This window comes from Kitasatospora mediocidica KCTC 9733 (assembly GCF_000744225.1).
GTDB classification, from domain to species: Bacteria; Actinomycetota; Actinomycetes; order Streptomycetales; family Streptomycetaceae; genus Kitasatospora; species Kitasatospora mediocidica.
Window position 1 is genome coordinate 1,123,446 of the sequence record NZ_JQLN01000005.1, and the last position, 26,775, is coordinate 1,150,220.

General features: G+C 72.8%; 15 protein-coding genes. 2 read left to right on the top strand and 13 right to left on the bottom strand.

All coding sequences use genetic code 11. From position 1 onward, the window contains the following. Window positions 1-38: 38 nt before the first annotated feature. Window positions 39-1,031, top strand: coding sequence for a ScbA/BarX family gamma-butyrolactone biosynthesis protein (locus BS80_RS19015; protein WP_232246527.1), 993 nt, complete (start codon window positions 39-41; stop codon window positions 1,029-1,031). Between the two features lie 29 nt (window positions 1,032-1,060). Here BS80_RS19015 and BS80_RS19020 read toward each other — a convergent pair whose 3' ends face one another. The 4 genes from BS80_RS19020 to BS80_RS19035 form a co-directional block, all read right to left on the bottom strand. After that, window positions 1,061-1,831 (bottom strand): glucose 1-dehydrogenase, encoded by a 771-nt coding sequence (locus BS80_RS19020; protein ID WP_035798956.1) that lies wholly within the window; start codon window positions 1,829-1,831, stop codon window positions 1,061-1,063. A 39-nt stretch (window positions 1,832-1,870) separates the two neighbouring features. Then, window positions 1,871-2,461 (bottom strand): TrmH family RNA methyltransferase, encoded by a 591-nt coding sequence (locus BS80_RS19025; protein WP_051966784.1) that lies wholly within the window; start codon window positions 2,459-2,461, stop codon window positions 1,871-1,873. Further along, window positions 2,458-3,096: a class I SAM-dependent methyltransferase gene (locus tag BS80_RS19030; RefSeq protein ID WP_035798957.1), complete on the bottom strand. Its 639-nt coding sequence runs from the start codon at window positions 3,094-3,096 to the stop codon at window positions 2,458-2,460. The genes BS80_RS19025 and BS80_RS19030 overlap by 4 nt, the downstream gene beginning before the upstream one ends. A gap of 111 nt (window positions 3,097-3,207) precedes the next feature. Next, a complete protein-coding gene (locus BS80_RS19035; RefSeq protein WP_198045559.1) occupies window positions 3,208-4,674 on the bottom strand; it encodes an ATP-grasp domain-containing protein in 1,467 nt (488 codons plus the stop codon). Between BS80_RS19035 and BS80_RS42890 the strand changes: the two genes are divergently transcribed. Next, a complete protein-coding gene (locus BS80_RS42890; protein WP_232246528.1) occupies window positions 4,661-5,344 on the top strand; it encodes a helix-turn-helix transcriptional regulator in 684 nt (227 codons plus the stop codon). The two genes, BS80_RS19035 and BS80_RS42890, sit on opposite strands and share 14 nt — an antisense overlap. A gap of 27 nt (window positions 5,345-5,371) precedes the next feature. On the opposite strand, the gene BS80_RS19045 is transcribed toward BS80_RS42890, so the two are convergent. From BS80_RS19045 to BS80_RS19085, 9 genes are read right to left on the bottom strand one after another with little or no spacing between them, the layout of a single operon-like run. Continuing rightward, window positions 5,372-6,166: a 4'-phosphopantetheinyl transferase family protein gene (locus BS80_RS19045; protein WP_051966786.1), complete on the bottom strand. Its 795-nt coding sequence runs from the start codon at window positions 6,164-6,166 to the stop codon at window positions 5,372-5,374. Beyond that, entirely contained in the window at window positions 6,156-7,466 is a 1,311-nt protein-coding gene (locus tag BS80_RS19050; RefSeq protein WP_035798959.1) for an aminotransferase-like domain-containing protein, read from the bottom strand. Before BS80_RS19050 ends, BS80_RS19045 begins: the two co-directional genes overlap by 11 nt. Then, on the bottom strand, window positions 7,460-8,617 hold the full coding sequence (locus tag BS80_RS19055) for an alpha-hydroxy acid oxidase (protein WP_035798960.1): 1,158 nt from the start codon (window positions 8,615-8,617) through the stop codon (window positions 7,460-7,462). Before BS80_RS19055 ends, BS80_RS19050 begins: the two co-directional genes overlap by 7 nt. After that, the gene (gene hppD, locus BS80_RS19060; protein WP_051966787.1) at window positions 8,614-9,684 is read right to left on the bottom strand and encodes a 4-hydroxyphenylpyruvate dioxygenase; all 1,071 of its coding nucleotides are present in this window, start codon (window positions 9,682-9,684) and stop codon (window positions 8,614-8,616) included. Before hppD ends, BS80_RS19055 begins: the two co-directional genes overlap by 4 nt. A gap of 13 nt (window positions 9,685-9,697) precedes the next feature. After that, the gene (locus BS80_RS19065) at window positions 9,698-10,933 is read right to left on the bottom strand and encodes an MFS transporter (RefSeq protein WP_051966788.1); all 1,236 of its coding nucleotides are present in this window, start codon (window positions 10,931-10,933) and stop codon (window positions 9,698-9,700) included. Next, window positions 10,933-18,492 carry a non-ribosomal peptide synthetase gene (locus BS80_RS19070; RefSeq protein ID WP_035798962.1) on the bottom strand — a complete coding sequence of 2,520 codons (7,560 nt, stop codon included), beginning with the start codon at window positions 18,490-18,492 and terminating at the stop codon, window positions 10,933-10,935. Before BS80_RS19070 ends, BS80_RS19065 begins: the two co-directional genes overlap by 1 nt. After that, the gene (locus BS80_RS19075; protein ID WP_035798964.1) at window positions 18,492-21,809 is read right to left on the bottom strand and encodes a non-ribosomal peptide synthetase; all 3,318 of its coding nucleotides are present in this window, start codon (window positions 21,807-21,809) and stop codon (window positions 18,492-18,494) included. The genes BS80_RS19070 and BS80_RS19075 overlap by 1 nt, the downstream gene beginning before the upstream one ends. Continuing rightward, complete coding sequence (locus BS80_RS19080) at window positions 21,806-26,386, bottom strand: type I polyketide synthase (protein WP_051966789.1); 4,581 nt, start codon at window positions 26,384-26,386, stop codon at window positions 21,806-21,808. Before BS80_RS19080 ends, BS80_RS19075 begins: the two co-directional genes overlap by 4 nt. Further along, the gene (locus tag BS80_RS19085; RefSeq protein ID WP_035798967.1) at window positions 26,383-26,676 is read right to left on the bottom strand and encodes a phosphopantetheine-binding protein; all 294 of its coding nucleotides are present in this window, start codon (window positions 26,674-26,676) and stop codon (window positions 26,383-26,385) included. Before BS80_RS19085 ends, BS80_RS19080 begins: the two co-directional genes overlap by 4 nt. Window positions 26,677-26,775: the final 99 nt, after the last annotated feature.

Sequence of the window (26,775 nt, forward strand, 5' to 3'; positions counted from 1 at the left end):
CAGCCGCCTACCGAGATCCATGTTCTCAGGGGGAAACGTTGTACCAGATCCTTCCGCCCGCCACCGCCCACCACCCGAGTACACCGCGGCTCCCGGGACAGCGTGGCCGGACCGCTCCGCAGGCCCACGGCGAGCGGCCGACCGGGCGGGTCGCCGGGGAGCTCGTCCACCTCAGGGCACCGGAATCGGTCCTGCTGACCGGCTGGACCAGGCACGACGCCGAGCGGTTCACCCTCACCGCCCTGTGGCCCGAGGCCGACGGCGGGGACCCCGCGACCGGCGGACCTAGACCGGACACGCGGCTCGTCGCGCAGACCGTCCGCCAGAGCGGACTGCTGATCGCCCACGCCGAGTTCGACGTCCCGCTCGCGCACCAGACGCTGCTGGAGCAGCTCGACTTCACCGTCGATCCGGGCTTCCGGGTGCCGGCCGACCGGCCGGCCGAGATGGACGTCGAGGTCGTCTGCCGCGAGGCCGGGCGACGCGGCCGGGTCCTCACCGGCCTGGACATCGACGTGGCCGTCCGCCACCACGGCCGGCTGGTGGCCCGCTCCGAGACCCGGTTCTCCTGGATATCCCCGGCGGTCTACCGCCGCCTGCGCGGTGAGCGCGCGGTCGTCAGCGGCTGGGGGCAGTGGCCGCTGCCCGGCCCGGTGGAGCCGGAGCTCGCGGGCCGCGCCACCGCCCCCGAGATCGTCCTCGCCCCCACCGCGCGGCCGCACCGGTGGGAGCTGCGCTGCGACCCCACCCACACCGCGCTCTTCGACCACCCGGTGGACCACGTGCCCGGCCTGGTCCTGGTGGAGGCCGCCTGCCAGGCCGCGCACGGACGCACCTCCGGGCTCTTCACCCCGTCCTCGGTCGCCACCGTGTTCACCCGGTACGTCGAGTTCGACGCCCCCTGCTGGATCGAGGCCGAGACCGTCCCGACCGACACCCCCGGCACCGTCACCGTCCGGGTCACCGGTAGCCAGGACGGCCAGCCGGCCTTCGAGTCCACCTTGACCGGGCCGATCGCCGAAGTCCGATAATCGCGACCGGCCCGGGGCGCGTAAGGGAGTCACTGGTTGCAGAAACCGCCGTCCACCGGCATCGCGACCCCCGTGACGAACGAGGAGCGGTCACTGCACAGCCAGGCGGCGGCCTCGGCGATCTCCTCGGGCGCGGCGGTGCGACCCTGCGGCGTCATCCCGTGGACCAGGTCCTCCAGCCCCGGGTTGCGCGCGAACCAGTCGACGGTGATCTCGCTGCGCGTCGTCCCGGGCGCGACCGCGTTGACCCGGATCCCCTGCCCGGCGTACTCGGCGGCGGCGGCCCGGGTCAGCCCGACCACCGCGTGCTTGGAGGCCACGTACGGCGCGGCCGCCGGTATCGCCACCAGCCCGCCGACGCTGGCGTTGTTGACGATGGCGCCGCCGCCGGTCGCCAGCATCGCCCGGATCTCGTACCGCAGGCAGTTCCACACGCCGCGCACGTTGGTGTCCATGATGGCGTCGTAGACCTCGTCGCCCATCAGGTGCATCGGCGTCTGGTCGCCGCCGATGCCGGCGTTGTTGAAGGCCGCGTCCAGCCGCCCGAAGCGCTCGACCGTGAAGTCCACGGCACGCTCGGCGTCCTGGGGCTTCGCGACGTCGCCCACCAGATAGGCGGCCCGGCCACCGGCCGCCTGGATCTCCTCGACCAGGGCGGCCAACTTCTCCTCCCGGCGCGCGATGAGCACGACGGTGGCGCCCTCCCGGGCGAAGACCCGTGCGGCGGCAGCGCCGATACCGCTGCTGGCGCCCGTGACAAGCGCAATCCTGCCGGCCAGAAACCCGCTGTTATCGTTCATGGCGGCAGTGTGCCATGTGAAGATCTTTCGGGTTAAGGCTCACTCGGCGTCGTCGAACGCCAGGTCCGCGTCCAGCTCTCCGGCGTCCACGCCGTCCGGCAGGCCCGTGATCGCGTAGCCCTGGCGACGGGCCTCGTAGCAACCGGCCGCGGTCGCCGAGGAGACGTTCAGCGAGCCGACCCGGCCCAGCTGCGGGACGAAGGCCACCACATCGCAGAGCGCCAGGCCCTCCGGCGTGATGCCGCGGTCCTCGTGACCGACCATCAGGCAGGCGGCCGGGGTGAGTTCGGCGCCGAACAGCGGCACCGCGTCGTCCGCGAGCTCCAGCCCCACGATACGGAAACCGTCGGCCCGGGCCTTGGCCACCGCCTCGGCGACGGTCTCGAAGTGCTGCGCCTTGAGGTACCGGTCCGTGCCCATCGCGGCCTTCTGCGCGCCCGAGGACCTGATCGAGGGGGTGTCACCGGTCAGGTAGAGCTGCTCCACCCCCATCGCGGCCGCGGTACGGACGATCGACCCCACGTTGAACGGCGACTGCAGGTTCTCCATGATGATGGCGAGCCGGAAGTCGTTCGCCCGGCGCCACACCCGGTGCTGGCGCTTCAGGTCGGTCCCGCGGAGCTGCTTCACGATGTACCTCGTCCACTGTCGGGTCCCGCACCGTCGGTGCGGGGACGCGCTTCAAGAATGCGGAACCCGTTGACCGACGTGACGCGCGTGGTCGGGTATCCCTGGTCGTTCAGCCACTGCATGAAGGAGTCGGCCCCGAGATTGCGCTGCACGACCAGGAACGCGGAGCCCTCCGGCGCCAGGCGCGCGAGCCAGCGGTGCATCATCTCGTGCATCACGGCCTTGCCGACCCGGATCGGCGGGTTCGAGTAGATCGAACCGAAGACCACGTCCTGCGGGACGTCGTCGGGCAGCGCCGCCTGCACGTTCCCCAGCTTCAGGCTCTGCGCGTTGTGGGTGAGCAGCTCCAGCGCGCGGCTGTTCACGTCGACGCCCCAGACCGCGCTGCGCTTGCGGCGCGAGGCCCAGGTCAGCGCGATCGGGCCGTAGCCGCAGCCGAGGTCGAGGATCGGTCCGCGCACCCGCGGCGGCGGCGCGTGCTCCAGCAGGACCCTGGTCCCCGGGTCCAGCTTGCCCCGCGAGAACACACCCGCGTCGGTGGTGAGTTCGAGGGTGATGTCAGGCAGGGTCACGGTGATCTCGCGGCGTTCGCTGACGGCGTCGGGATCACTGGTGAAGTAGTGCGAGCCGGACATGCTTCCCTCGTGGTCAGATCGGTTCATCGGGGTCTGGACCAGGAGGAACCTGTGGCCGAATCCTGGATATTCACCCCCGATCGTACCCTCGCCGGAGCACCCGTCGCCCGGTCACCGCGACCCGGTCACCACAGGCGATTCCAGGCTCGTCGGGGGGTTCCACGTCGGCAGTGCGGTCGCCCGCACCACCGCCGGCGTGCCGTGTTCATCCACGAGGGTGTACGAGAGCGCCGACAGCGTCCGATCGAGCACGCGGTACATGGCGTCGTGTGAATCCGCCCGGCCGGCGATCAGGTCCAGCCGCTCGGTGAGTACGCCACCGGTCAGCGGGCCCAGAGCCGTCAGGCTGAGATAGCGCTGCACCCCGGGCACACCACGCGCCGCCGAGACACCCGTGACCTCCCTGAGGCCGGTGCTCCCCAGCGGTGCCTGATTCCAGAACTGGAACCAGACCTCCGAGCCGCGGTACTCGACGGCCTCGCCGGCACCGCAGGCCAACAGGGCGTTCGTCCGCAGCAGATCGACGCCTACGGCGCGCTGCGCCAGATCGCCGATCCATCCGCCGAGCCGCCCGTTGACCTCGATGAGCCGCGGTCCGTCGGCGGTGAGCTTGAACTCGCTGTGCGTGATCCCGTGCGAAACACCGAGAGCGTTCAGAATCGCCGTGGCGAGGGAGCGGACCCGCTGTTCCTCGGCATCGGACAGTCCGGAGGGCCAGAACTGGCCACACTCCCGCAGGGGGGCGGCCAACGGGTACTTCCCGGTGACGGCGATGTGATGCGGACCGTCCGGGAGCATCATGCTCTCGACACTGACGTAGTCGCCGAAGCCGGGCCGTTCCTCGCCCTGCAGGAACTCCTCCAGGACGTAGTCGACATCGCCTCCCGCGAGCAGCTCCGCGCCGATCCGAGCGGCCGCGGCCTGGCTGTCGAGTCGATGCGTGTTCTGGCTTCCCCGGCCGGTGACCGGCTTGATGACCGCGGGCAGGCCCACCCGCCTGACGGCCTCCGCCAGTTCCTGCGGCGTGCGGAGCGTCACGGTGCGGGTGAAGTCGACTCCGTGCTCCCGCAGTCGCGCTCGCTGCGCTCGCTTGTCGGTCAACAGCTTTGCGGTTTCCGGACTGTGGTACGGAAGGCCGAGTGCCTCGGCCAGCGCCGCGGTCTCCGGGAGGAGCTCGGTGAAGGTGGTGATCCCGTCGGGTTCCCATGCCAGCAGCTCGGGCAGGTGGTGGCGCCAGCCGTCCAGGGGGATCACGCGCCCGGCCGCGTGCAGGAACTCCGCCACCGCCGCCGTGTGCGCGTTCTGGGCGGCCACCATGACCAGCTCGAAGTCGGATCGCAGTGAACGCAGCAACTCACCGGCCCCTGCCACGCCCTGGTCGTAGACGACGACCAGTCGGCACTTTCGGCCGGGGTCGTTCGGGCTCAGGGGTGAGTCGGCCTGGTGTCGAGCCCGGCTGTCAGTGTTCACTGTGTTCCTCTCGCGATGCGTTCGGCCAAGCCTTTCGATGACCGGGTCTCCGTGGAAGGCACGGGCAGTGGCATAAACGGTCCATGGACCGTTTATGCCACTCGACAACTCTTCTGAGCCGCCGGTGGTGCCACAAGAATGGGCACCGGAGTCGGCCTCATCCCGTGAGGGGTGCCTGCACGGGGAGTTCAGAATGATCAGAGTAGGAATATTCGACCGCAGCCGGCTATCCATGCTGGGTTTGCGCTTTCTCCTCGACCGCGAGGAGGACATGGTCGTCGAATTCGCTTCGTCGGAAACCTTTCCGGTCGCGGCCGGGGTCATCGACTGCCTGCTGGTGGATGCCGACCTGATCGGCGACCTGCCGGATTCCCTCGATTCCGTCGCCCGTGCCGACGGTTCGCTGCCGGGAATGATCGGGCTGGCCGCCGACACCGTGGGGGCCGGGCTCATCCGGTCCGTGAGATCCGACATCACGGAGATCCTTCTCAAGGACGAACCGACGGACCGGATCGTCGACACCGTGCGCCGGGTGGCGGTGCGATCCGACCCACTGGCCGAGAGCGCGGTCGCCCGGCACGGCTTCGCCCTGCTCTCCCCCCGTGAGCAGGAGGTTCTCCGGCACATCGCCAAGGGACTGACCCACGACCAGGCCGCGCGCCGGATCGGGATCAGCCACCACACGGTCGACAGCTACGTCAAGAGAATCCGTGCCAAGCTCGGTGCGAACAACAAGGCCCAGCTCATCCGCGCCGCCATCACCGCCCACGCGTTCTGACCTGGACGGACCTGCGGCCGCAAAGCCTCAGACCCGCACCCCACGCCCGAGCGCGGGCGCGGCCGCGAGCGAGCGGTCCAGCAGGCCGTCGCCGTGGAAGGCGACGAACCTGACCGGACCCGCACCGATCACGGCGATCGAGGCGGCGTAGCCGGCTCCCGCGTCGAGATCCGCCATCACGAACCGCTCGACCGGCCGGGTGGAGCCGTCGAGGAAGAGCAGCCGCGGTTCGGCGTCCGGAGCCGAGACGCCCAGCCCGGACAGCGGCACCCGCAACCCGTCACCGGTCGCCTTGAGCACCGCCTCCTTGCGGGTCCACATCCGATGGAAGCCGAAGCCCGTGTCGACCGCCGAAGCTTCTCGCTCCACCTCCGAGAGGACATGCGGCAGCAGGTCGGCCGTACTCAGCTCCGGGTCGATGTGCTCCACGTCGATGCCCACCGGGCCGACCGCGGTGACCGCGACCGCGACCAGGTCACCCGCGTGCGAGATCGACACCTCGAGTCCGGTCCCGGGCAGGGTCGGCCTGCCGTGCGGCTTGGGGCAGTCCGGGCAGCGTGCCACGACCTGGACGTGACCGGGCCCGGTGCCCAGGTAGCCGGCCGCGACGGTGCGCAGCAGGATCCGTGCGGTGGCGAAGCGGACCCGGTCGGCGCCGTGGTGATAACCGGTCAGCCTGCCGAGCTCGACGCTGTCGAGGGAGCCGACGAGCTGCTGCTCGGGCCGGGTGGCGGATGCCCACCAGATATGGCACTCACCCGGGAGCAGCGGACCGGTCCCCGGGCCGGGCGGGTTGGAGGCGACAAGCGGGTCAGGCGACAAGAGAGTCCACCTCTTCGTATCGGGGCACGGCGCAGCGATCCTCGATGAAGTCCGCCAGGCGATGGACGCCCTGCCGGACCTGCTCGGGGGTGAGGTAGCTGACCGACAGCCGCAACTGCCGTTCCGCACCGGCTGCCTGGAAGTACCTCATCGGCGTCCACAGGACGCCGTAGTCGCGGGCCGAGGCCTCCAGCGCGGCGTCGTCCACCTCGAACGGAACGGTCACCACCATGAAGAAGCCCCGGTCGGGCTCGTTCCACGACACCGGCAGCCCCGAGGAGCCGAACCGCTCGGCCAGCGCGGCCGCCGCGGTGCGCAGGTTGGCCCGGTAGAACGCGGCCGCCTCGGTATTGGCCGCCCGCAGGCTCAGCCCGTGCCGCAGGAGCATCCCGCCGGCGACGGCCTGCGTGATCGGGGACGTGTTGACCGTCACCATGCTCTTCACGTCGGCCAGGGCGGCGGACAGTGGCCTGGTCGAGCCGTCGGCCCGGCGGATCAGCTGGTCCGCCACCAGGTACCCGATGCGCAGGCCCGGGAAGCCGGACTTCGCGAAGGTGCCGATATGGATCACCCGGCGGTCGGTGTCGAGCGCCTTGAGAGCGGGCGGCGAACCGGCCGGGGAGAACACCGCGTACGCGTGGTCCTCCAGCAGCAGGATGTCGTACTCCTTTGCCACGGCCAGGAGTTCGCGTCGCGCTGGGAGCGAGAGCGAGGACCCGGTGGGATTGGACGCCTCGGGTACCAGGTAGAGCGCCCGGGGGCGGCGTCCGGCCGCCCGGAGTCGTTCGACGGTCGCCCGCACCTGCGCCGGCTCCAGTCCGGCGGGGCCTTCCGGCACCGGCTCGACGGAAACGTCCAGCAGCAGCGCGGCCCCGGTGACTCCGGTGTAGGAGGGCGAGGGGACCAGGAGGACGTCCTCGGCGTCGGCGAAGAGCGCGCGCAGCACGATGAGCAGGGCTTCCTGGCAGCCGGCCGTGACCACCACGTCCTGCGGGGCGGCCACCAGCCCCTCGTCCTTGAGCAGCATCCGGGCGATCAGCTCGCGGATCGTCCCGGCGGTGGGCCCGTACTGGAACAGCTCCCGGGTGATCGCCGCCTCATCCCTCCCCTGTTCCCGGGCGTGCTCCAGGTAGTGGGAGAGGTAGTCGTTGATCCGGTCCAGCGCGAAGAAGCCCTCGTAGGGACGGCCGGCCGCGAGGGAGATGGCGTCCGGAAAGCGAAGGGTCGCTTCGTTGAGGAAACTCATGACCGCCAGTGACGGGTCGGCGAGTGAACTGTGCAGCTCGTGCTCGGTCAGCACGGTGCCTCCCTCGGGAATCGGGCCGAGCCCGGCAGTGGATGACGGAGCCCACGCGGCCGGACGAGGCCGTCCAGATCTCCGACGCCCTCCCGTCCGGCCAGCACCAGGGTGTGGGCGAGTTCGTCCCGGATCCGGTCGAGCACGCCGGTCACCCCGTCGGCTCCGCCTGCGGCGAGGCCCCAGAGCACCGGACGGCCGATGAACACCGCGCGTGCGCCCAGCCCGAGTGCGGTCAGCACATCCGCGCCCTGCCGCACCCCGCCGTCCAGATAGACCTCGATCCGGTCGCCCACCGCGTGGACGATCTCCGGCAGGGCGTGCAACGCCGCGGGAACCCGGTCCAGTTGGCGCCCGCCGTGGCTCGAGACGACGATGCCTGCCGCGCCCTCCTGGACCGCCCGCTCGGCGTCGGCCACCGAGAGCACTCCCTTGAGGACCAGTGGCAGGCCGGTGAGCGATCGGAGCCAGGCCAGGTCGGCCCAACTGAGCGACGCATCGTGGGTGGCCGCGGCGTGGACGGCCAGCGCGGACTCGGCTCGGCCGGCGGTGTGGACCCGACCGGCGGGCCGGCCGGCCAGATTGGCCGGTTCCACGTCGGCGGGCAGGGTGAACCCGTTGCGCTCGTCCCGTCGCCGCCGACCCAGTCGGGGAGCATCCACCGTCACGACGATCGCCCGGTAGCCGGCCGCCTCCGCGCGCCGCACCAACGAGGCGGTGAGCTCACGGTCCTGGAGGCAGTAGAGCTGGAACCAGAGAGGTCCGGCGGCCCGCTCGGCGGCCGCCTCCAGGGTGACGCTCGACAGTGTGGGGACAACCGTCAGCGCCCCGGCAGCGGCGGCCCCGGCCACCGTCGCGTGCTCACCGTCCGGGTGCACCAGGCGCTGGTAGGCCATCGGGGCGACCGCCGCCGGAAGGGCGACCGGAGTGCCGAGCATGCTGACCGCCAGCTGCGGCTCCCGCGCCCCGGTCAGGACGCGCGGCTCGAAGACGTAGTCCTCGAAAGCCTGTTGTTCCCACCGCAGGGTCCGTTCGTCGTCCGCCCCACCGGCGATGAAGTCCGCCACCTCCCCGGGCAGCACAGCACGCGCCCGCTGCTCCAAGTCGTCCGGCTCGACGTCGGACGCACGGCCGGCCGGCGTCGAGGCCGTCATCGGCGCTCACCCCCGGCACCGATCAGCTGCCCCTGCCGCTCGTGCTCGGCCGCCTCGTACAGCGCCCGGACGTTGGCGGAGCCGAAGGTGCGGGCCCGGCGTCGCTCGATGAGTTCGAAGAAGACCGTGCGCCGCGAGAACGGCGACCGGGTGAAGACCTGGAGCAGGTCGCCCCAGGGATCGCGGTCGGCCAGGACGCCGAACTCGGCGAGGGCGTCGGTTTCGGCCTCCGAGTAGCCCAGCCGGGTGGGAAGTGCGTCGTAGTAGCTGGTCGGCGTGCTGAGGAACCGGACGCCGCGCTCGGCGAGCTCCGGCACCGCCCGGAGGATGCGATCGGTCCGGAACGCCAGGTGCTGGACCCCGCCGGCACTGAAGGAGTTGAGGAAGGAGACCAGTTGGCCGTCCGCGCAGTCCGGAGCCACCAGCGTGAAGGTGACCTGCCCGGAGCTGTCCTCGACGACCACCGACTCCATGGCCTGCGCGCCGAGTTCCACGTACTCGGTGAAGGTGCGGTGCATGCCGAGAGTGCTGCGGTAGAACTCCTCGGCCGCCTGCAGGGTGCCGCGCGGCAGACAGATCGCCAGATGGTCGATCCCCTCGATCAGGGCGGGCTCCTCCGGGCGGCCCTGCGCGGAGCCGAGGGCGTGGAACCCGGGCAGCAGGGCGCCCTCGGTCCGGCGCTCCACGAAGGTGTGCGCGATGGTCGCGACGCCGGAGACGGTCGCCACGACGACGCCCTGCTCCTCCCGGGGGGCCGCGATGGCGGTCGCGCCACCACGGACGGCCTGGGCGAAGGCCTGCGCGGCATCGGGCACCCGCAGGGCGACGGTCCGCACGCCGTCTCCGTGCGCGGCCACGAAGGCGTCCACCTCGCTGCTGCCGGTGACGCCCGCGGTGAGCACCAGGTCGGCCGTTCCCTGCGAGAGCAGGAGCGAGCGACGGTCCGTACCGGCCGGGTCGGTGGCCGCGACGACGGCGAAGCCGTACTGGCCGCAGAACAGGTCCGCCGCCTGCGTGAGGTCGGCCACGTACAGCTCGATGTGGTCGATTCCGTTGGAATGCATCATCAGTGACTCCTGTTCAGGCGCTGAGCGCGGGCTCGGCCGGAGCGGCGTCCCGGCCGGACGGGTCCGCGAACTCCCGGACACCGGGGACCAGCAGGGGCACCACGGTGGTCACCGCCATCACGACGATCGCCGTGAGCAGGACGGTCCGCAGACCGAGCAGGTGGGCCGCGTAGGGCGCGAGCGCGAGCCCGACCGGCTCCAGCGCGTAGGTGCCCAGCATCTCCACCGCGAAGACCCGGCCCAGCAGCTCGTCGGGAATGCAGCGCTGCAGGGCGCTGGCCCACAGCACGCCGAACAGGGCGTAGCCGACGCCGGTCAGGAACATCGCCGCGCCCAGCACCGGAAGCGGCGCGGTGAGCAGCATGCAGAGCAGCTGGAACGCCAGCAGCCCCAGTCCGAGGACGCCGACCGTGCCGGGCTTGGCCGGCGGGCGCAGACCCACCAGCAGGCCGCCGACGGCCGAGCCCCCGGCCTGCAGACCGAGCATGACGCCGTAGGCGGGCAGTTGACCGTGCGCGTCGAGGTAGATCGGCAGCAGGACCAGCGAGGGCGCCATCGCCAGGATGAGCTGAACCGTCCCCTGGCCGATGATGGTGGCCACCCACGGGCGGTCCAGGACGGCCCGGACACCCTCGCGGGCCTCCGCGAAGATCCCCTCGGCCTGGCCGCGCGCCGGCTTGGCGTCCGTGATCCCCAGCAGGGTCACGATGCTGGCCAGGAACGTGACGGCGTCGAGCCAGAAGGCCGCCTCGGCGCTCGCGACAGCCAGGAAGAGGCCGCCCAGGGCCGGCCCGGCGATCATGGCGACGCGGCTGGTGACCGACTGCAGCGCATTGGCCTGGGTCAGCAGATCGGGCGCCAGCGTGGGCAACAGCGCCCGGGACGCCGGACGGAAGAGGCCGCTGCCCAGGCCCATGGCCATCGCCAGCAGAACGGCTGCCGGCAGCGGTGCGCTCGCGGCGCCGAGCGCCAGGCCGACGACCGCGGCCATCCGGACCAGGTCGGCCGCGATCATCGCCCGGGTCCGCCGGACCCGGTCCGCGAGCACGCCGCCGAGCAGGGCGACCGCCACCAGCAACAGGCTCTCGGCTCCGAGCACGAGCCCCAGGTCCGAAGCCGAATGGTGCTTCAGGATCGCGGCGGCCAGCACGACGGGAAACACTCCGTCACCGACCGCACTGAGCGCTTGCCCGGCCCAGACCCGCCGGAAGGCCGGCAGGCGGAGCGGTTGGAGTATCTGGGGGTTCATCAGAGCTGACCTTCCGTGGAACGCGTACGAATGCTGTCTCGCCGGCCGGCCCGAGGCGCGGTGGCACGGCGGTTGGCCGCCGAGTCCATCAGGGCGCCGCGGCGGCGCTGGGTCCGGGCCGCGTGTGCCGCGGCGTTTCCGGCCCGGGAGTCCGGTGCCCCGGAGGCCGCCAGCAGCTCGGCCATGGACTGAACGGTCGGGTGCTGGAACAGTTCCGGCAACGAGAGCACGGTGTCGAACAGATCGGCCAGCCGGGAGTGCAGTCTCATCACGGTCACCGAGTTGGCACCCGCCTCGAAGAGGTTGACGTTCCGCCCGACGTGCTCGATCCCGAGCACCTCGCGCCATGCCTGCGCGATCCGTTCCTCCACCGGCCCTTGCGGCGGCACGACGACCTGGTCCGGGGCACCCGCCCGATCGAGGTCACCCATCGACTGCGGCGCGAACACCGGCGCCGGCAGCGCCGCCAGCGGCTGGTCCGGGTCCTCGGCCAGCCGGCCGAGGACCGCGGTGAACTCCTCGACGATCCGGGTCGCGGTCTGCGCCGCGAAGACCCGGCTGTCCCACACCAGCCTGAGGCCGCCGGCCTCGGGGTCGACCGCGATGGTCAGCGGTGCGCCGGTGAGGATCCGGCTGTGCGCGGTCCGGGCCGTCAGCGGCAGCTCCGGACCGGGGGCGCCCTCGGCCGACCGGCCGAAGTTCTGCACCACCAGCACGCTGTGGAAGAGCGTGCGGCTCACCGGGATCTCGGCCCAGTCGTAGATGTCCCACAGGGATCCGGACCCGGACAGCTCGCTGAGCTCCCAGCCCTGACGGGTGACGGCGTCCAGCAGCTCGGCGGCGGAGCCGTCCGCCGGGGCCCGGACCACCAGCGGAAGGGTGTTCAGGTAGAGGCCGACCATGGAGTTCACATCGCCGAGCTCGGCGGGCCGACCGCTCAGCGCCATGCCGAAGCTGACCTGCCGATCGCCGCTGAACCGCTGGAGGAAGGCCGCCCACCCTGCGGCGAGGACGTTGCCCAGGGTGGTACGGCGGGTCCGGGCGAGTCGCCGCAGCGCGTCGACCAGCTGCGGGGGCAGCACGTCGTCCCGCTCGTGGTAGTCCGCCGACTTCGCGGCGACGGCGACCGGCGGACGGTCGAACGGCAGGTCGGTGGGCGCGGCGAACCCGCCCAGCGTGGAGTGCCAGTACTCCTGTGCCCGGCCTGCCCCGCGCCCACGGGTCCAGCGGACGTAGTCGCGGTACGCGACCGGGCGCGCTGCGCCGGTCAGGACCGGGCGGCCCGACGCCAGCTGCGCGTAGCACTCCAGGAGTTCCCTGACGAGCACCGAGGAGGACCAGCCGTCGAGCAGGATGTGATGGTCGATCCAGACGAGCCTGCTCTCCCGCGGCCCGGTCCTGACCAGCGTCAGCCGGAACGGCGGCACACCGGACAGCGCCGGGGGCTTGGCCCGCTCCTCCTCCAGCAGCAGGTTCAGCCGCCGCTCCACCCGGGTGGCCGACAGCGCCGACCAGTCGAGGGCGCGCACCGGGTCCGGTGCCTGAGCGTGGACGAGCTGGACGGCCTGCGGCAGTCCGGCCCACTCCACCGAGGTGCGCAGCACTTCGTGCCGGGCGGCCAGTGCCTGCCACGCGGCCCGGAACAGGCCGAGGTCGAGCTCCCCGAGCAGCGTCAACACGCTCTCGTTGTAGTTGGCATCGCCGGCCGAGCCGAGCAGGTGGCGGTTGAGCATCATCTGCTGCATCGGCATCAGCGGGTAGGCGGCATCGACCTGACCGGTGCGGGCCAGCAGCGCGGCCAGGGCCGGGCCGGTGCGCTGCTCGTCGGGCAGGAGCGTCAGGTCCGGTCCGGTCGCCGCGCCGTCGGCGGGCGACAGGGCGGCGTAGACGCGGGCCAGCGTCCGGTCGAGCAGCGCCGTGAAGCCGTCGGCCTCGGCCGCGTCGAAGTGCCGGGCGCTGAACGTGCACTCCAGGGCCAGTCCGCCGTCCGGGCTCTGGCCGAGGTTCACCTCCAGGGCGAAGGGCATCGGCGCGTCCGCCGCGACATCCGGCCCGGCGCCGGCCGGGCGGGGCGACATGACCCGCAGCTCCCGCCCGGTGCCGGCCGCGCCCGCTCCACCGAGGTAGTTGACCACGACGTTCGCGCCGCCGTCGACGAGCTCCGCACCGGCCAGGTAGCGGGCCCTGCCGTAGCCGATGCCTCCGCCGGGGACGGCCGAGAGCCCGGCCCGCACTCCCTGCGGGTCCAGGTCCTCCAGGACGAACGGGAACAGCGCGGTGAACCAGCCGACGGTCCGGGTGGTGTCCGGCCCGGAGCCGTCCAACGGCCGGCCGTGGAACTCCAGCCAGACCGATCCGGTGGGCCGTCCCACCACCGGGGCCAGCGCGGTCCGGACCGCGCTGAGCACGCCGGCCATCACCAGCTCGCCGGGGAGCTGGCCGTGGCGCGCCGACGGCGCGGCGAGCGAGCGGGTCCGACGGTGGGCGGCCCCGTAGACCGCCTCGGCCTGCGGATGCCGCTCCGGCACGGTCAGGCCCGGGGCCCGCGCGGCCGCGTGCCAGTGCTCAAGCTCGGCCGCGTCGAGCCGCTCGGACGCCTGCTGTGACCAGGCGCTCCACTCCAGAAACGTGGCCGTCCGCGGGGGCGGCTGCGGGGTGTCGCCGCGCCGGCGGGCGTCGAGCGCCGCGTCCAGGTCCTCGTCGAGGAACTGCCAGGAGACCGCGTCCACCACCATGTGGTGCACGCACCACAGGAGGAGATCCGGTTCGCCCTGCGGTGTACGGAACAGCACCAGTCGAAAGAGCGGACCTCCGGTGACCGACAGTCCGTTCTGGGCGTCGTCGTCGGCCGCCGCCAGGGCCTCGTCCCGCTGGGGTCCGGCCGCCGGCAGTGCGAGCTCGCTCAGCGGCAGCTCCCCGGCCGCAGGCAGCGGCACCGCGCGCTGCGACCAACGGCCGGTCTGCGGGTCGAGGCCGAACTCGGTCCCGGAGAGCGCCTGGTGGTGGCCGACCACATCGTGCAGAGCCTGCCGCAGCACGGCGGTCGGGCAGCCCTCGGCCAGTTCGTACCACTGGGTCTGGTTCTGCCGGTCGCGACCGACCGGAAACGCGTCGACGAACCAGCGCTGGATCGGAGTCAGCCCCGACTCGCGGACCTCCTGCGACGGCACCGGCGCGGCGGCAGCCGCGTCGGCCTGCCGGAGTTCGACGGCAGCCGCGAGCGCGCGGATCGTCTGATACTCGAACACGTCACGGGCCGTCAGCTTGACTCCCGCCCGGGAGCACCGGGACATGATCTGGAGCCACCCGATGGAGTCGCCGCCGATCTCGAAGAAGTTGTCCTCCGTGCCGATCGAGTCGGCGCCCAGCACCTGCTCCCAGGCGGTCGCCAGGGTGCGTTCCAGCTCGCTCACCGGCGCGGCGGTCGATCCGCCGACCGCCCGTGCCGGAGCGGGCAACCGGGAGCGGTCGACCTTTCCGCCGGTCGACAGCGGGAACTCGGTGACGAAGACCAGGCGGCTCGGGATCATCGCCTTGGTCAGATGGCGCCCGAGGTGCTCACGCACAGCGGCCACCGTGCTGCGCCGCACCGCGGTCTCCAGCGGACGGTTGGCCAGGACCGGCGCGGCGACCGAAATGGGCTCCGCCGACGGCGACGGCCGGTCGGCCACCAGCACGTCGAGCAGTCCGTCGCCGAGCTGCCGGACGGTGATCCGCCGGCCGTGGCGGGCCGCCACGAGCGCCAGGTCGGCCGGATGGATACCGCCGGGCCGCGCATCGGCCAGGCGGGCGGCCGCCGCCACGCTGCGGCACTCGGGGGCCGCCAGCTCTCGGGCCAGCGCCAGCGGGCGCACCAGCCGGGCGTCGCGGACACCGGTGATCAGGGCATCCGCCCCGGCCAGGGTGTCGAGGATGCGGCCGAAGCCGGCGACGGTGAGCTCGCGGCCGTCCAGCCGCTCCACCGGCGCTCCCTCGGGGCGCGCCTCGGCGGGCCCCGCGCCACGGCGCAGCACCGCGTCGTAGCGGAACCCGTTCATCTCGGTGTCGGCCCGCCCGTACTTCGTCCGGACCTCGACACCCGCGAGCTGAGGCACCCGCTCGGTCAGGGCGTGGAAGTACCCGGGGGACAGGCAGAGTTCGTTCTCGGTCTCGACATACTCCTCGACGCTGTCGGACAGGGCCTGGGGGTCCTCCAGGTCGGCCTGCCGGAAGCGCTGGACGGAGAGGTGGAAGGCGCGCAGCAGCGTCAGGTCGCGGACGTCGCCGATCAGCAGCCGGCCGCCGGGGCGCAACAGCCGCCAGGCCGACTCGATCACCTCGGTCAGGTACTCCTCGGACGGGAAGTACTGCACCACCGAGTTGACGACGATCAGGTCGAACCGCTCGTCGGCGAGCGCCGAGAGGTCGTGCGCCGCACCCTCGACCAGCCGGACCGTGGCTTCCAGGCCGGCCGCCGGCAGCTGGTCCGCCACGTAGCGAAGGGCCCTGGGGGAGATGTCGGTACCGACGTAGTACTCGGCCTGCGGGGCGACCCGCAGCAGGATCATGCCGGTACCGCAGCCGATCTCCAGGACGCGGCCGGGCGGCTGCTCGAGCAGTTGGTCCACGGTCTCGTCGCGCCACTCGGCCATGTCCGCGTCCCGGATCGGCTCCTGGGTGTAGCTGCTGGTCCAGCCGCTGACGTTCAGGTCGGCCTGCTGGTCAGCGGCCACGTCGTTGAAGATGTCGGCGTCGTGGATCTGACGCCACTCCTCGACCCGCTCGTGGCCGAGGTCACGCTCGCCGTCGGCCGTCCGCTCCAGCCGCAGATAGCCGACCAGCCGGGGGGCGCCCTGCTCGTCGGGGCGGACGTCCGCGACGAACTGGGCCACGCCCGGCACCTCGGTCGCGACCCGCTCGACCTCGGCCAGTTCGATGCGCGTACCGCGGATCTTGACCTGGGTGTCGCTGCGGCCGCGGAAGTCCAGTGCGCCGGAGGGCAGTCGGCGGACCTGGTCGCCGGTCCGGTACATCCGGTGGCCGGCGCCGTGCTGGAAGGGGTCGGGGCAGAAGCGCGACCCGGTGCCTTCGGGGTCGCCGAGGTAGCCGAGCGCCACTCCGGGGCCGCCGATCCACAGCTCGCCGGGAACACCGTCGGGAACCGGGACACCGGCCTCGTCGAGCACGTAGAGCGCCGCGTGCGGGTAGGCCCGGCCGATCGGCACCCGGGTGGTGTGCGGCGCGTCCGCGTCGAGCTCCGCGGTGTCGTACCAGGCGGACGAGACGGCCGCCTCGGTGAGGCCGTAGGCGTTGAGCAGCCGCACGCCGGCGCCCGGGCCCGCCCGCCACTGACGCACCCGCTGCGGATCCACCCGGTCGCTGCCGGCGATGACCAGCCGCACGCAGTCCGGCACGTCGGACTCGCCGGCGACGGCCTGCCTGGTCCACTCGTGCCACAGCGCGGCGGGCAGGTTGAGAACGGACAACCGCTGGGCACGGACCAGCTCGGCGAGGTCGTCGATGACCGGGCCGTGGACGTAGACCTGCGCGCCGGCCTGCCAGGAACCGAAGAACTCCTCGACGGACACGTCCACGGCCGGGGAGGCCATCTGCAGCACCGTGTCGTCCGGGACGATCCGGTAGACCCCGGCCGCAGCGGCGGCCAGGCTGAGCGCAGCCCGGTGCGACACCACGACGCCCTTGGGACGACCGGTGCTGCCCGAGGTGAAGATGACGTACGCCGGGCTCTGCGGGTCGATCGCGCCGAGCACCGCCGGTGCGTACCCGGCCAGCTCGGCGAGGTCCAGCCGCAGGGTCCCGGCGGAAGCGGCAGCGGCCGCCTCCCGCGCTGCCGTGCCGCTGGCCGCGTCATGGACCACCACCCGGCAGGCTGCCTGACGCAGCGTCTCGGCGGTACGGCCGACCGGGGTGCGGACATCCCCGGGCACGTAAGCCGCGCCGGTGCGCAGCACCCCGAGGATCGCCACGGCCAACTCGACGGAGGGGGCCAGCAACAGGCCCACGGTGTCGCCGGCGGTGACCCCCCGATCGGTCAGTGCGGTGGCGAAGCGGGCTGCGGCTTCGTCGAGTTCGCGGAAGGTGAGCGAGCACCCGGCCGAGGAGACGGCCGGCGCGTCGGGTCGCAGCTCGGCCTGGGCGTGCACGATGGCGGCCAGCCCGCCGGCCGGCAGCTCGGCTGCCCGGGGCGCGGGCACCGGCGCCGGTGCGGTCCCGGCGGCCACCCGGCCGTCCTGCTCGGCCACCACCTCGCGCAGCAGTGCCACAAAGGCCGCCAGGTGGATCCGCATGGTGCGCTCGGTGAAGAGCTCGGTGCTGTACTCGAACTGGATGCGCAGGCGGTCGCCGATCTGGTGGACGTCACAGCTCAGGTCGAACTGGGACGCCCGGCGGGTGCCGTCGAGGAATCCGAGCTCCAGGCCGCCGAAGTCGACGCCCTGGGCGGCGCCCGGCAGGTACTGGAAGCAGATGTCGTAATACGGATTGCGGTTGGCGCTGCGACGCGGGGCGAGTGCGTCCACCAGTCGCGCGAACGGGACGTGCTGACGGGTCAGCAGCTCGTGGACGGGAGCCCGATGACGCTCGACCGCCTCACGGAACGAGCGCACACCGGCCAGGTCGACCCGCAGCGGCAGCGCGTTGGCGAAGAAGCCGACCAGGCCGTGGGTCGCCGTCTCGCTGCGGCCGGCCAGCGGAACGCCGATCACGACGTCGTCGCTGCCCGAGAGCTGGGCGACCAGGGTCGTGAACGCCGCGCTCAGCACGGTGAACGGCGTGGTGCCGAGGCTGCGGGCCAGCTCGCACAGCGCGGTACTGGTCTCCGTGTCCAGGTCGTGGACGCAGGAGGCCCCCTCGAACGTGCGGTAGGCGGGGCGCGGGAAGCAGGTCGGCAGAGCGGTCTGCGGTGCCGCGTGCAGGACCTCGCGCCAGTGGGCCAGCTCCTGCTCCGGCAGTCCCTGGTCGGCGCCGACCAGCTCGGCGAGCCGCGCGGCGTACTCGCCGACCCCGGTCTCCAGCGCGGGGAGCCGGAGCGGATGCCCGGCGGTGCGTGCCTGGTAGGCCGCGGACAGGTCCGCCAGCAGCACCTGGGTCGACCAGCCGTCGAAGACGATGTGATGGACCGCGAGCAGCAGGACGTGGTGGTCCGGACCCAGCCGGAGCAGCCGGGTGCGGAGCGGGGCCTCGGCGCCGAGGTCGAACGGGGTGGTCGACAGCTCGTCCAGCTGCGTCCGGGCCGCCGCCTCGGGGTCGGGCTCACCGGACAGGTCACGCGGATCGAGGTCGACCGGCCGGCCGGGCACGAAGACCTGGTAGGGGCGCCCGCCGAGCGTCAGGAACCGGGTGCGCAGGGCCTCGTGGCGCGCGACGGTGTCGTCCAGCGCCCCGGCCAGCGCCGCGGGATCGAGACTGCCGCGCAGCACGAGGCCGAGGCCGATCACGTAGAACGAGCTGCCCGGGTTGAAGTTCTCGAGGAACCACAGCGCCTGCTGCGGCGGGGTCAGCGGCCACACCTCGGGGCGGCTCTGCGGGACGACCGGCAGACTGTCGGATGAGACGGTCATTACTCCATACCTTCTGTCAGGGGACCGCCGGCGCCGGTCAGGCGCAGCAGAGCGGCTAGCTCGTCGGAGCTGGCGAGGGCGAGGTCCTGCGCCGGGACGATCGGCCGCGCGGGCTGGTCGGCTCGCGGGACGGGAGCGACGGCAGGCTCCGGACGACCGGCGTCCAGCCAAGCCGCGAGTGCCGCGATGGTGGGACGGTTCAGGACTTCCGCGAGCGGCACCGGCCGGGCGAAGCGGCGCTCCAGGCGGCCCGCGACGCGCAGAGCGGCGAGCGAGTGCCCACCCACCCTGAAGAAGCCGGCCGTCAGGCCGATCCGCTGCCGGTCGAGGCAGGCGCACCAGATCTCGTGAACGGCGGCCTGGGTCGGGGTCATCGGCTCCTCGGCCACGCCGTCCTCGGTCTCCTCCGGCTCCAGTTGGTCGAGGCTGCGGACATCGACCTTGCCCTGCGCGGTGAGCGGCAACTCGTCGAGCGAAAACCAGGCGCTGGGCACCATCGGCTCGGGCAGCAGCCGCGCCACGTGGGCGCGGACGTCGGCCATGTCCGCACCGGGCGCCGACAGCACGACGTACGCCGCCAGCGTCCGCTCCCCCGCCCCGCCGCGGGCCCGCACCAGGCAGCGCAGCACGGCGGGGTGCGTCAGCAACGCGGCCTCGACCTCGGCCGGCTCCACTCGGAAGCCGCGGATCTTGAGCTGGCTGTCCTGGCGGCCGAGGAACTCGATCGCACCGTCCGGGCCGCGCCGGGCCAGGTCACCCGTCCGGTAGAGCCGTTCCCCCGGCGTTGCGGGGCGCGGGTGCGGGACGAACCGCTCGGCGGTCTGCCGCGGATCCGACAGGTAGCCGCGGGCCAGGCCGCTGCCGCCGACGTAGACCTCACCCACGGCTCCGGGCGAGACCGGCCGCAGCCGGCTGTCCAGCAGGTGCACGCTGCGCCCGGCCAGCGGACTGCCCAGCGGCACGGCACCCGTCGGCGGCCCGGTCAGCACCGCGACGGTGGAGAAGGTGGTGTTCTCGGTCGGCCCGTAGCAGGCCACCACGGTCAGCCCGGGATGGGCCCGCTGCACCGCGCGGACCTGGGGGACCGGCACCACGTCGCCGCCGGTGAGGAGGGTGTGCAGGCCGGTGAAGCAGTCGAGATCGGTTTCGGCGACCACCCGCAGCAGGCCGGCCGTCAGATGCAGGACGGTGACCCGGTGCTCCCGGACCAACTGCCCGATCTCGGAGGCCGTGAGCTGGGCCCGCGGCGCCAGCACCAGGGTGGCGCCGTTCAGCAGCGCGCCCCAGACCTCGAAGGTGGCCGCGTCGAAGGAGAGCGGAGCCAGCTGCAGGACCGTGTCACCGGGTCCGAGCGGGACGAACGCGGGCCGGTGGGCCAGCGACGAGACGCCCCGGTGGGTGACGGCGACCGCCTTCGGCTCACCGGTGGTGCCCGAGGTGCACATGACGTAGCAGAGCGCCGCCGGACCGGGCGGCTCGGGCGGGCCGGGCTCCGACCGGTCCGCGGGCGCCTGGGGATCGGCACCATCGAGCAGAATGACCGGCAGGTCGGCGGTCTGCGCCGACCAGGTGTGCGGTCCGTCGGTGAGCACCGCCACCGGTCGGGTCCGGGCCAGCACCGCGCGCAGCCGCGGGGCCGGTTGTGCCAGGTCGAGCGGCAGATAGGCCGCTCCCGCCCGGAGCACACCCAGCATCGCGGTCACGACGTCGCTCCGGTGCGGCAGCGCCAGCGCGACCAGGTCACCCGGGCGGATTCCGGCCCGCCGCAACCGGGCGGCGAGCTGCCGCGAGCCGGCGTCGAGCTCGGCGTAGCTCCAGCTCCGGTCTGCGAGGACCATCGCCACCCGGTCGGGGTGGGCTGCGGCCACCTCGGCGAAGAGCCCGCCGACGTCGCCCGCTTCAGCCGCCCGACCGGCCGAATCGCCGGCCGCCCAGAGCAGGGCGAGTTGGGCGTCGTCACGGTGCTCGACCTGGTGCAGGGGGAGATCCGGCTCGGCGATCACCGCGTCGACGAGCGCCAGGTACTCCGCCGTCATCCGGTCGACGGTCGACGGGTCGAACAGCTCGGTCGCGTACCGCACCGCCAGCAGGCTCCCGCCCTCCGGGGTGAACAGCACGTCCCAGACCAGGTCCATGTCGCCGGCCGGAGGCTCCAGGTCGAAGCACTCGATGGTGACCTCACCGGCCCGCAGGCGGCGCGACACCGTGGGAGCCACGTGGAAGGCCACCGAGGTCAGCGGCGCGGCGGCCGTGTCGGCGGAGCGCTCGGCCAGCGCGACGATCTCGTCGAACGCGATGCCGCAGTGCTGCATCGCGCGAGCGGTCTGTGCCCTGGTGCCCGCGACCAGGTCGCGGAACGACCCCTGGAAGTCCACCGGCAGACGCAACGGCACCGTGTTGACCAGCGGCGCCACCACCTCGTCCAGCCAACTCGCCCGGCGCAGGGTCTGCGGGACCGCGAGCACCGGATCGCGCGACTCCCCGGACCAGCGGGCCAGTGCGAGGGCCAGGACGGCGGCGAACACCATGAAGCGACTCGCCCGCAGCCCCCGGCAGGCCGCGTCGACCCGCTCCAGCAGTCCGGCGGGCAGCGGCACGCGCAGCTCGCGGGTGGCGAAGCTGCGAACGGCCGGCCGACGGCGGTCGGCGGCCGGCGCGAAGTCCTCCAGACCGGCCGTCTCCTGACGCCAGTACGCCAGCCCGGCCGCCCGGCCCGGACCGTCGAGCGTCTCCCCCAGCCGTCGGACCACCTCCCGGTACGGCAGGGCCGCGGGCGGTGCGGGGACCGCGCCGGTCAGGGCCCAGGCCTCGTACGCGGCCCGGAAGCCCTCCATCAGGAGCTCCATCGAACGGGCGTCCGCACAGGCGTGGTGCAGGACCAGCACGACCGCGTAGTCGCTCTCGCCGAGCGCGGCGATCAGGCTGCGGTGCCCCGGGGCGGCGGCCAGGTCCACCGGGCGGGCGAGCTCCGTCCGCAGCAGCTCGGCCCAGGCCTGCTCAGGCTCCGGGTCGTGCAGCAGGTCCACCCAGCGCGGCTGCGGGAGGACGGCCGCGGGCACCAGCCCGAGGCCGTCCTCGTCGGCCGCGAAGCGCAACCGGAGGATCTCGTGGCGGGCCACCAGATGCCGCAGCGCGGCCCGGATGCCGTCCGGGTCGACCGGACCGCGCAACCGCAGCACCAGCGGCAGCGAGTACAGCGGAGCATCGGGATGTGCCTGGTTGACGAACCACAGCCCGCTCTGGAAGCCCGTCGCGGGAACCGGGACCACCCGGTCCACGACGGTGCCGGTGCCGGTGCTCGCGACGGTCGTGGTCACGGTGCCTCCGCGGGCGCGAGCTGCTCGGCGACGAGGCCGGCCATCCCTCGCGGTGTCGGCAGCGCGAGCCAGCGGCCGATCGCGACCTCGACCTCGAAGCGGCGCTTCACCCGGGCGATCACGTCCAGCGCGAGCAGTGAGTTGCCGCCGAGCTCGAAGAAGTTGTCGGTCGCGCCGACCTGCTCGATGCCCAGCAGCAGCTGGAGGACCTCGCAGAGGAAGGACTCGGCACCGTCGGCTGGCGCCTCGTAGGCACTGCCGATCTCCGGCCGCTCGTAGGCGCCGCGCCGCCGGTCCGCCTGGGCCAGCGCCTCCAGCGCCGTCGCCACGTCGAGCCGGCGGCCGTGCTCGACGACGGCGTTCAGGTCCTGGGTGGAGATGTGAACCTGCGGCAGGCCGAGGCCCAGTGAGCGGACGAACGCCTCGTGGCCCTCCGGCTCGGACATGAAGGAGGCCAGTCCCGCCTCCGACATGATGGTCAGCCGCTCGACCTCGCGCAGTTCCTCGTTGCCCTCGGCCGTCGAGCCGGCGTCCAGCGCCATGCCGAGGTCGCGCCAACCGGTCCAGTCGACCGCCACCACCTCGGTCCGGCCACGGTGCCAGGCCTGGTGGGCGAGACCGTCGAGGTAGTTGTTGGCCGCGGTGTAGTCGGCGATGCCGAAGCGGCCGTCGATGACGTTGAGCGAGGAGAACAGCATCAGGAAGTCGAGGTCACGTCCCTCGGTGGCGGCCAGCAGGTGCTGTCCGCCGAGCACCTTGGGAGCGAGCACCCTCAGGAAGGCGTCGGGGTCGAGGGCCTGCACGAGGGCACCACCGGGCAGGCCGGCCGCGTGGACCACACCGTCGAGCCGGCCGAACCGTTCCTCGGTACGGGCGATCAACTGCCGCACGGCGACCGCGTCGGACACGTCCGAGCTGACCGCGAGGACCTCGCCGCCGTGACGCTCGATCCGGCGCAGCCGCTCGATCCGCCGGCTGACCCGGTCGCGCTCGTCGTGGTCGGCGAGCCACCCGTCCCACTGCTCGGGCTCGGGGAAGGGCGTGACCCCGGTCAGCACGAGCTTGGCCCGGTAACGCTCGGCCAGGAACTCGGCCAACGACAGTCCGATCCCGCCGAGCCCACCGGTGATCAGGTAGACGCCGCCCTCGCGCGGGCCGCGCGCCGACCGGGTTCCGGCGGTGAGCGGCTCGATCCCGCGCAGCCAGCGGCGCCCGCGGCGGTAGGCGATCACCGCATCCGGCTGATGGGCGGTCAGCTCGTCCGCGAGATCGGCGGCCACACCCTGGGGCGTCGCGGCCGGGTCCAGATCGACCACCCGGCAGGCGAGGCCGGGGACCTCGCGGGGCAGCACCCGGGCGATGCCGTCGAGCAGCCAGCCGGCGGGGTTCGAGTCCTCGTGGCCGAGGACGTCGAAGGACCCGTCCGTCACGACCAGCAGTTCGCCGGACCAGGCCGTGTCGGCCAGTGTCCGGCCGAGAGCGAGCAGCGCCAGCGAGGGGCCCGCCGGATCGGCGACCGCGTCCTGAGCGCCGGGCAGGAAGACCAGGGCCGTGCGGCCGTCCCCGGCGTCCTCCTCGGTGAGTGCGAGCCGCAGGTGCGCGGAGTCGGTGAGGGTGAGCTCCACGAGCTCGTCGGAGTGGCGGATGTACCGGTCGCCGTCGGCCAGCAGCACACAGCGCCGACCGGTGCCGCGCAGCTGCTCGGCCAACGCCTCCGGCCGGCCCGAGGCGAGCCCGGCCTTGTCGGTGACCACGAGCACGGAGTCCGGGGCCGTCCAGCCCTCCGGGCCGACCGGCCGCAGCTGGCCGGCGCCTGCCGTCCGGCGCCAGCTGGGGGCGTAGAACCAGTGGCCCGGGTCGTCGGCACGGTCCAGCAGGCGGCGGCTGAGGCGCTGTTCCTCCTCCGAGGACCCGGCGATCCAGTAGCTGCGGCGCTGGAAGGGGTAGGTCGGGAGGGTCACCCGGCGCAACGTGCGCTCCTCCCCGCCGGCCCAGTCAGGCTCCACTCCGGTCTCCCACAGCGCGGCCAGCGCGGCGAAGAGGACCCGGGTGTCGTCGTCCGAGTCCTTCGGGTGACGCATCGCCGGGATCAGCGACCGGCCGGCGCTCGCCGCCTGGTTGGCCCGGGCGAGCGAGAGCAGCCCACCGCCGGGACCCACCTCCACCAGCGGGCCATCCACCGCGGAGGTGAGCCGCTCCAGGCCCTGCGTGAAGTGAACGGCGCCGCGCAGGTGGCGGCCCCAGTACTCCGGATCGCAGGCGTCGGCGTCCGTGAGCCAGTCGCCGGTCACGTTGGAGACCACCCGCTGGGTCGGCCGGGCCATCGGGATCCCGCGCAGGAACTCCACGAACTGCCGGGCCGGCTCCTCCATCAACTCGGAGTGGCTCGCGCAGGAGACCCGGAGCTTGCGCGGGTTGGCCCCGCGCGCCGTGAGCTCCTCGGCGAGCTGGTCGATGGCCGCCTCCGCACCGGTCGCGACCACCAGGCGGGGCCCGTTGTACGCCGCGATGGACACACCGGCGGGCAGCAGCGGCTCGACCTCGGCGGCCGGCAGGGCGATCGCGAGCATCGCACCGGGCGGCGCCGCCTCCATCAGGGCGGCCCGCTTCACGACCACCCTGACGGCGTCCTCCAGGGTGAACACCCCGGCCAGCGTCGCCGCGACGATCTCGCCCAGGCTGTGACCGATCATCGCGCTCGGGCGGACACCGAAGGCCGCGAAGGTGTGTGCCAGGGCGTACTCGACGGCGAACAGCGCGGGCTGGGTCAACCGGGTCTGGTTGACCGGGTGTTCCGCGCCCTGTTCCTGGGACTCGGACTCGGACTCGAAGAGGACCGTCCGGAGATCCGTGCCGAGCTCGGCGGCGAACAGGTCGGCGCAGCGGTCGAACTCGGCCCGGAAGACCGGCTGCTCCCGGTAGAGGTCCCGGCCCATCTGGGCGTGCTGGGAACCCTGGCCGGGGAAGAGGAAGCTGACCTCGGGGTTGGCGATCGCCTGGGCGACGGGCGCACCGCTCCGGGCGCGCATCGCGGTGGCGGCCTCCTGCGCGGTGCGGGCCACCACGGCGGCGCGCCGGGCGAAGCGGGTCCGGCCGACCTGCAGGGTCGCGGACACGTCGCTCAGGGGTGCCCGGTCCCGGTCGCTCTCGTCCAGCCAGTCGGCGAGCGAGCCGAGGTACTCGCCCACGGCCTGCTCGTCCCGGGCGGAGACCGGCAGGATCTGCCAGTCCGCGGACTCGGGCCGCTCCTGGCGGGCCGGCGGCTGCTCGACCAGGACGTGCGCGTTGGTGCCGCCGAAGCCGAAGGCACTCACGCCGGCGCGTCGCGGGAACTCGGCGGGCTGCCAGGCGGAGGCCACCGTGGGGATGTAGAAGGGACTGGTCTCCAGTTCGAGTCCGGGGTTGGGCTGCTCGAAGTGGATCTGTGGGGGGATGACGCCGTTCTTGGCCGCGAGCGCGGCCTTGATCAATCCGGCCACGCCCGCGGCGGTGTCCATATGGCCGATGTTGGCCTTGACCGAGCCCAGCGCGCAGTAGTTGGTCGCGTCCGTGGTCTCCCGGTACGCCTGGGTCAGTGCCTGCACCTCGATCGGGTCACCGAGCCGGGTACCGGTGCCGTGCGCCTCCTGGTAGGTCACGCTGTCCGCGGTGATGCCCGCCACCGCGTGCGCCGACGCGGTGACCTCGGCCTGCCCGGGCACGCCGGGGGCGGTGAAACCCGCCTTGTCGGCGCCGTCGTTGTTCACCGCGGTGCCGATGATCACGGCGTGGATGACGTCGCCGTCGGCGAGCGCGTCCTCCAACCGCTTGAGCAGGACGACCCCGATGCCGGAGCCGAGTACCGTCCCGGTCGATGCGGCGTCGAAGCTGCGGGTGTGGCCGTCGAAGGAGTTGATCGCACCCTCGCGGTACACGTAGCCGGACTTCACCGGCGGAGACACCGCGACACCACCGGCCAGCGCCATGTCGCACTCGAAGGTCCGCAGGGCCTGGGCCGCCATGTGGATCGCCACGAGCGAGGTCGAGCAGGCGGTGGTGACGTTGATGCTCGGACCGGTCAGGTTGAGCTTGTACGAGACCCGGGTCGTCAGATAGTCGAGGTCGTTCTCCACCGAGCCGACATCGTGCAGGCTCTCGCCCGAAGCGTTCAGCGCCTGCACGTCCGCGTTGGAACGGATCTGCGTGACATAGGTGTTGACGCCGGCTCCGGCGTAGACGCCAACCGGCACGTCCACCCGCGTCGGGTCGTAGCCACCGGCCTCGACGGCCCGCCAGCAGTGCTCCAGGAACAGCCGCTGCTGCGGGTCCATCAGCTCCGCCTCACGCGGGCTCATCCCGAAGAACCCGGCGTCGAACAGGTCGATGCCCTCGATACTCGCGGCGAGCTTCACGTAGTTGGGCGCCTTGGAGAGCGCCGGATCCACGCCCGCCGCCGCCAGATCCTCGTCACTCAGGACGGTCAGCGACTCGACACCGTCGCGGATGTTGCGCCAGAACTGCTCGGGGCTGTCCGCTCCGGGAAAGGCGCAGGACATGCCGACGATGGCGATCCCCAGGGGCTGAGACGACTCGGTCATGCCGAAACTCCCTGCTGCGGACGGTCGGTGCGCAGGGCGGCCACGTCGCGCTGCGCGGCCTCGATGCGCTCCACCATCGCGCTGAAGGACGAGTCGATGACCAGCTCGCTGCTGGACACCTCGACCCCGAACGCCTCGCCCGCGAACACGCAGACCCGGATAGCCAGCAGCGAATGCCCACCGAGCTCGAAGAAGTCGGATTCCCCGCTGATGTGCTCGACGCTCAGCGCGTCGCGCCAGATCGTGGCGAGCCGGACTGGGACATCGCCCTGCTGGAGATCGGAGTTCAATGCATCGCCTTTCAACCTTCGGCATGACTGGAGATACGCCCATGCTCACCTCTCCGGTCGGTACCGCACACGCGCCCAAAAGCCGTGACACCGAATCCG

Bases quoted from the DNA above. Each gene is read 5' to 3' on its own strand.
- BS80_RS19065 (WP_051966788.1), bottom strand. From the start codon at position 10,933: ATGAACCCCCAGATACTCCAACCGCTCCGCCTGCCGGCCTTCCGGCGG.
- BS80_RS19020 (WP_035798956.1), bottom strand. From the start codon at position 1,831: ATGAACGATAACAGCGGGTTTCTGGCCGGCAGGATTGCGCTTGTCACG.
- hppD (WP_051966787.1), bottom strand. From the start codon at position 9,684: ATGATGCATTCCAACGGAATCGACCACATCGAGCTGTACGTGGCCGAC.
- BS80_RS42890 (WP_232246528.1), top strand. From the start codon at position 4,661: ATGCCACTCGACAACTCTTCTGAGCCGCCGGTGGTGCCACAAGAATGG.
- BS80_RS19070 (WP_035798962.1), bottom strand. From the start codon at position 18,492: ATGACCGTCTCATCCGACAGTCTGCCGGTCGTCCCGCAGAGCCGCCCC.
- BS80_RS19080 (WP_051966789.1), bottom strand. From the start codon at position 26,386: ATGACCGAGTCGTCTCAGCCCCTGGGGATCGCCATCGTCGGCATGTCC.
- BS80_RS19030 (WP_035798957.1), bottom strand. From the start codon at position 3,096: ATGTCCGGCTCGCACTACTTCACCAGTGATCCCGACGCCGTCAGCGAA.
- BS80_RS19055 (WP_035798960.1), bottom strand. From the start codon at position 8,617: ATGACGGCCTCGACGCCGGCCGGCCGTGCGTCCGACGTCGAGCCGGAC.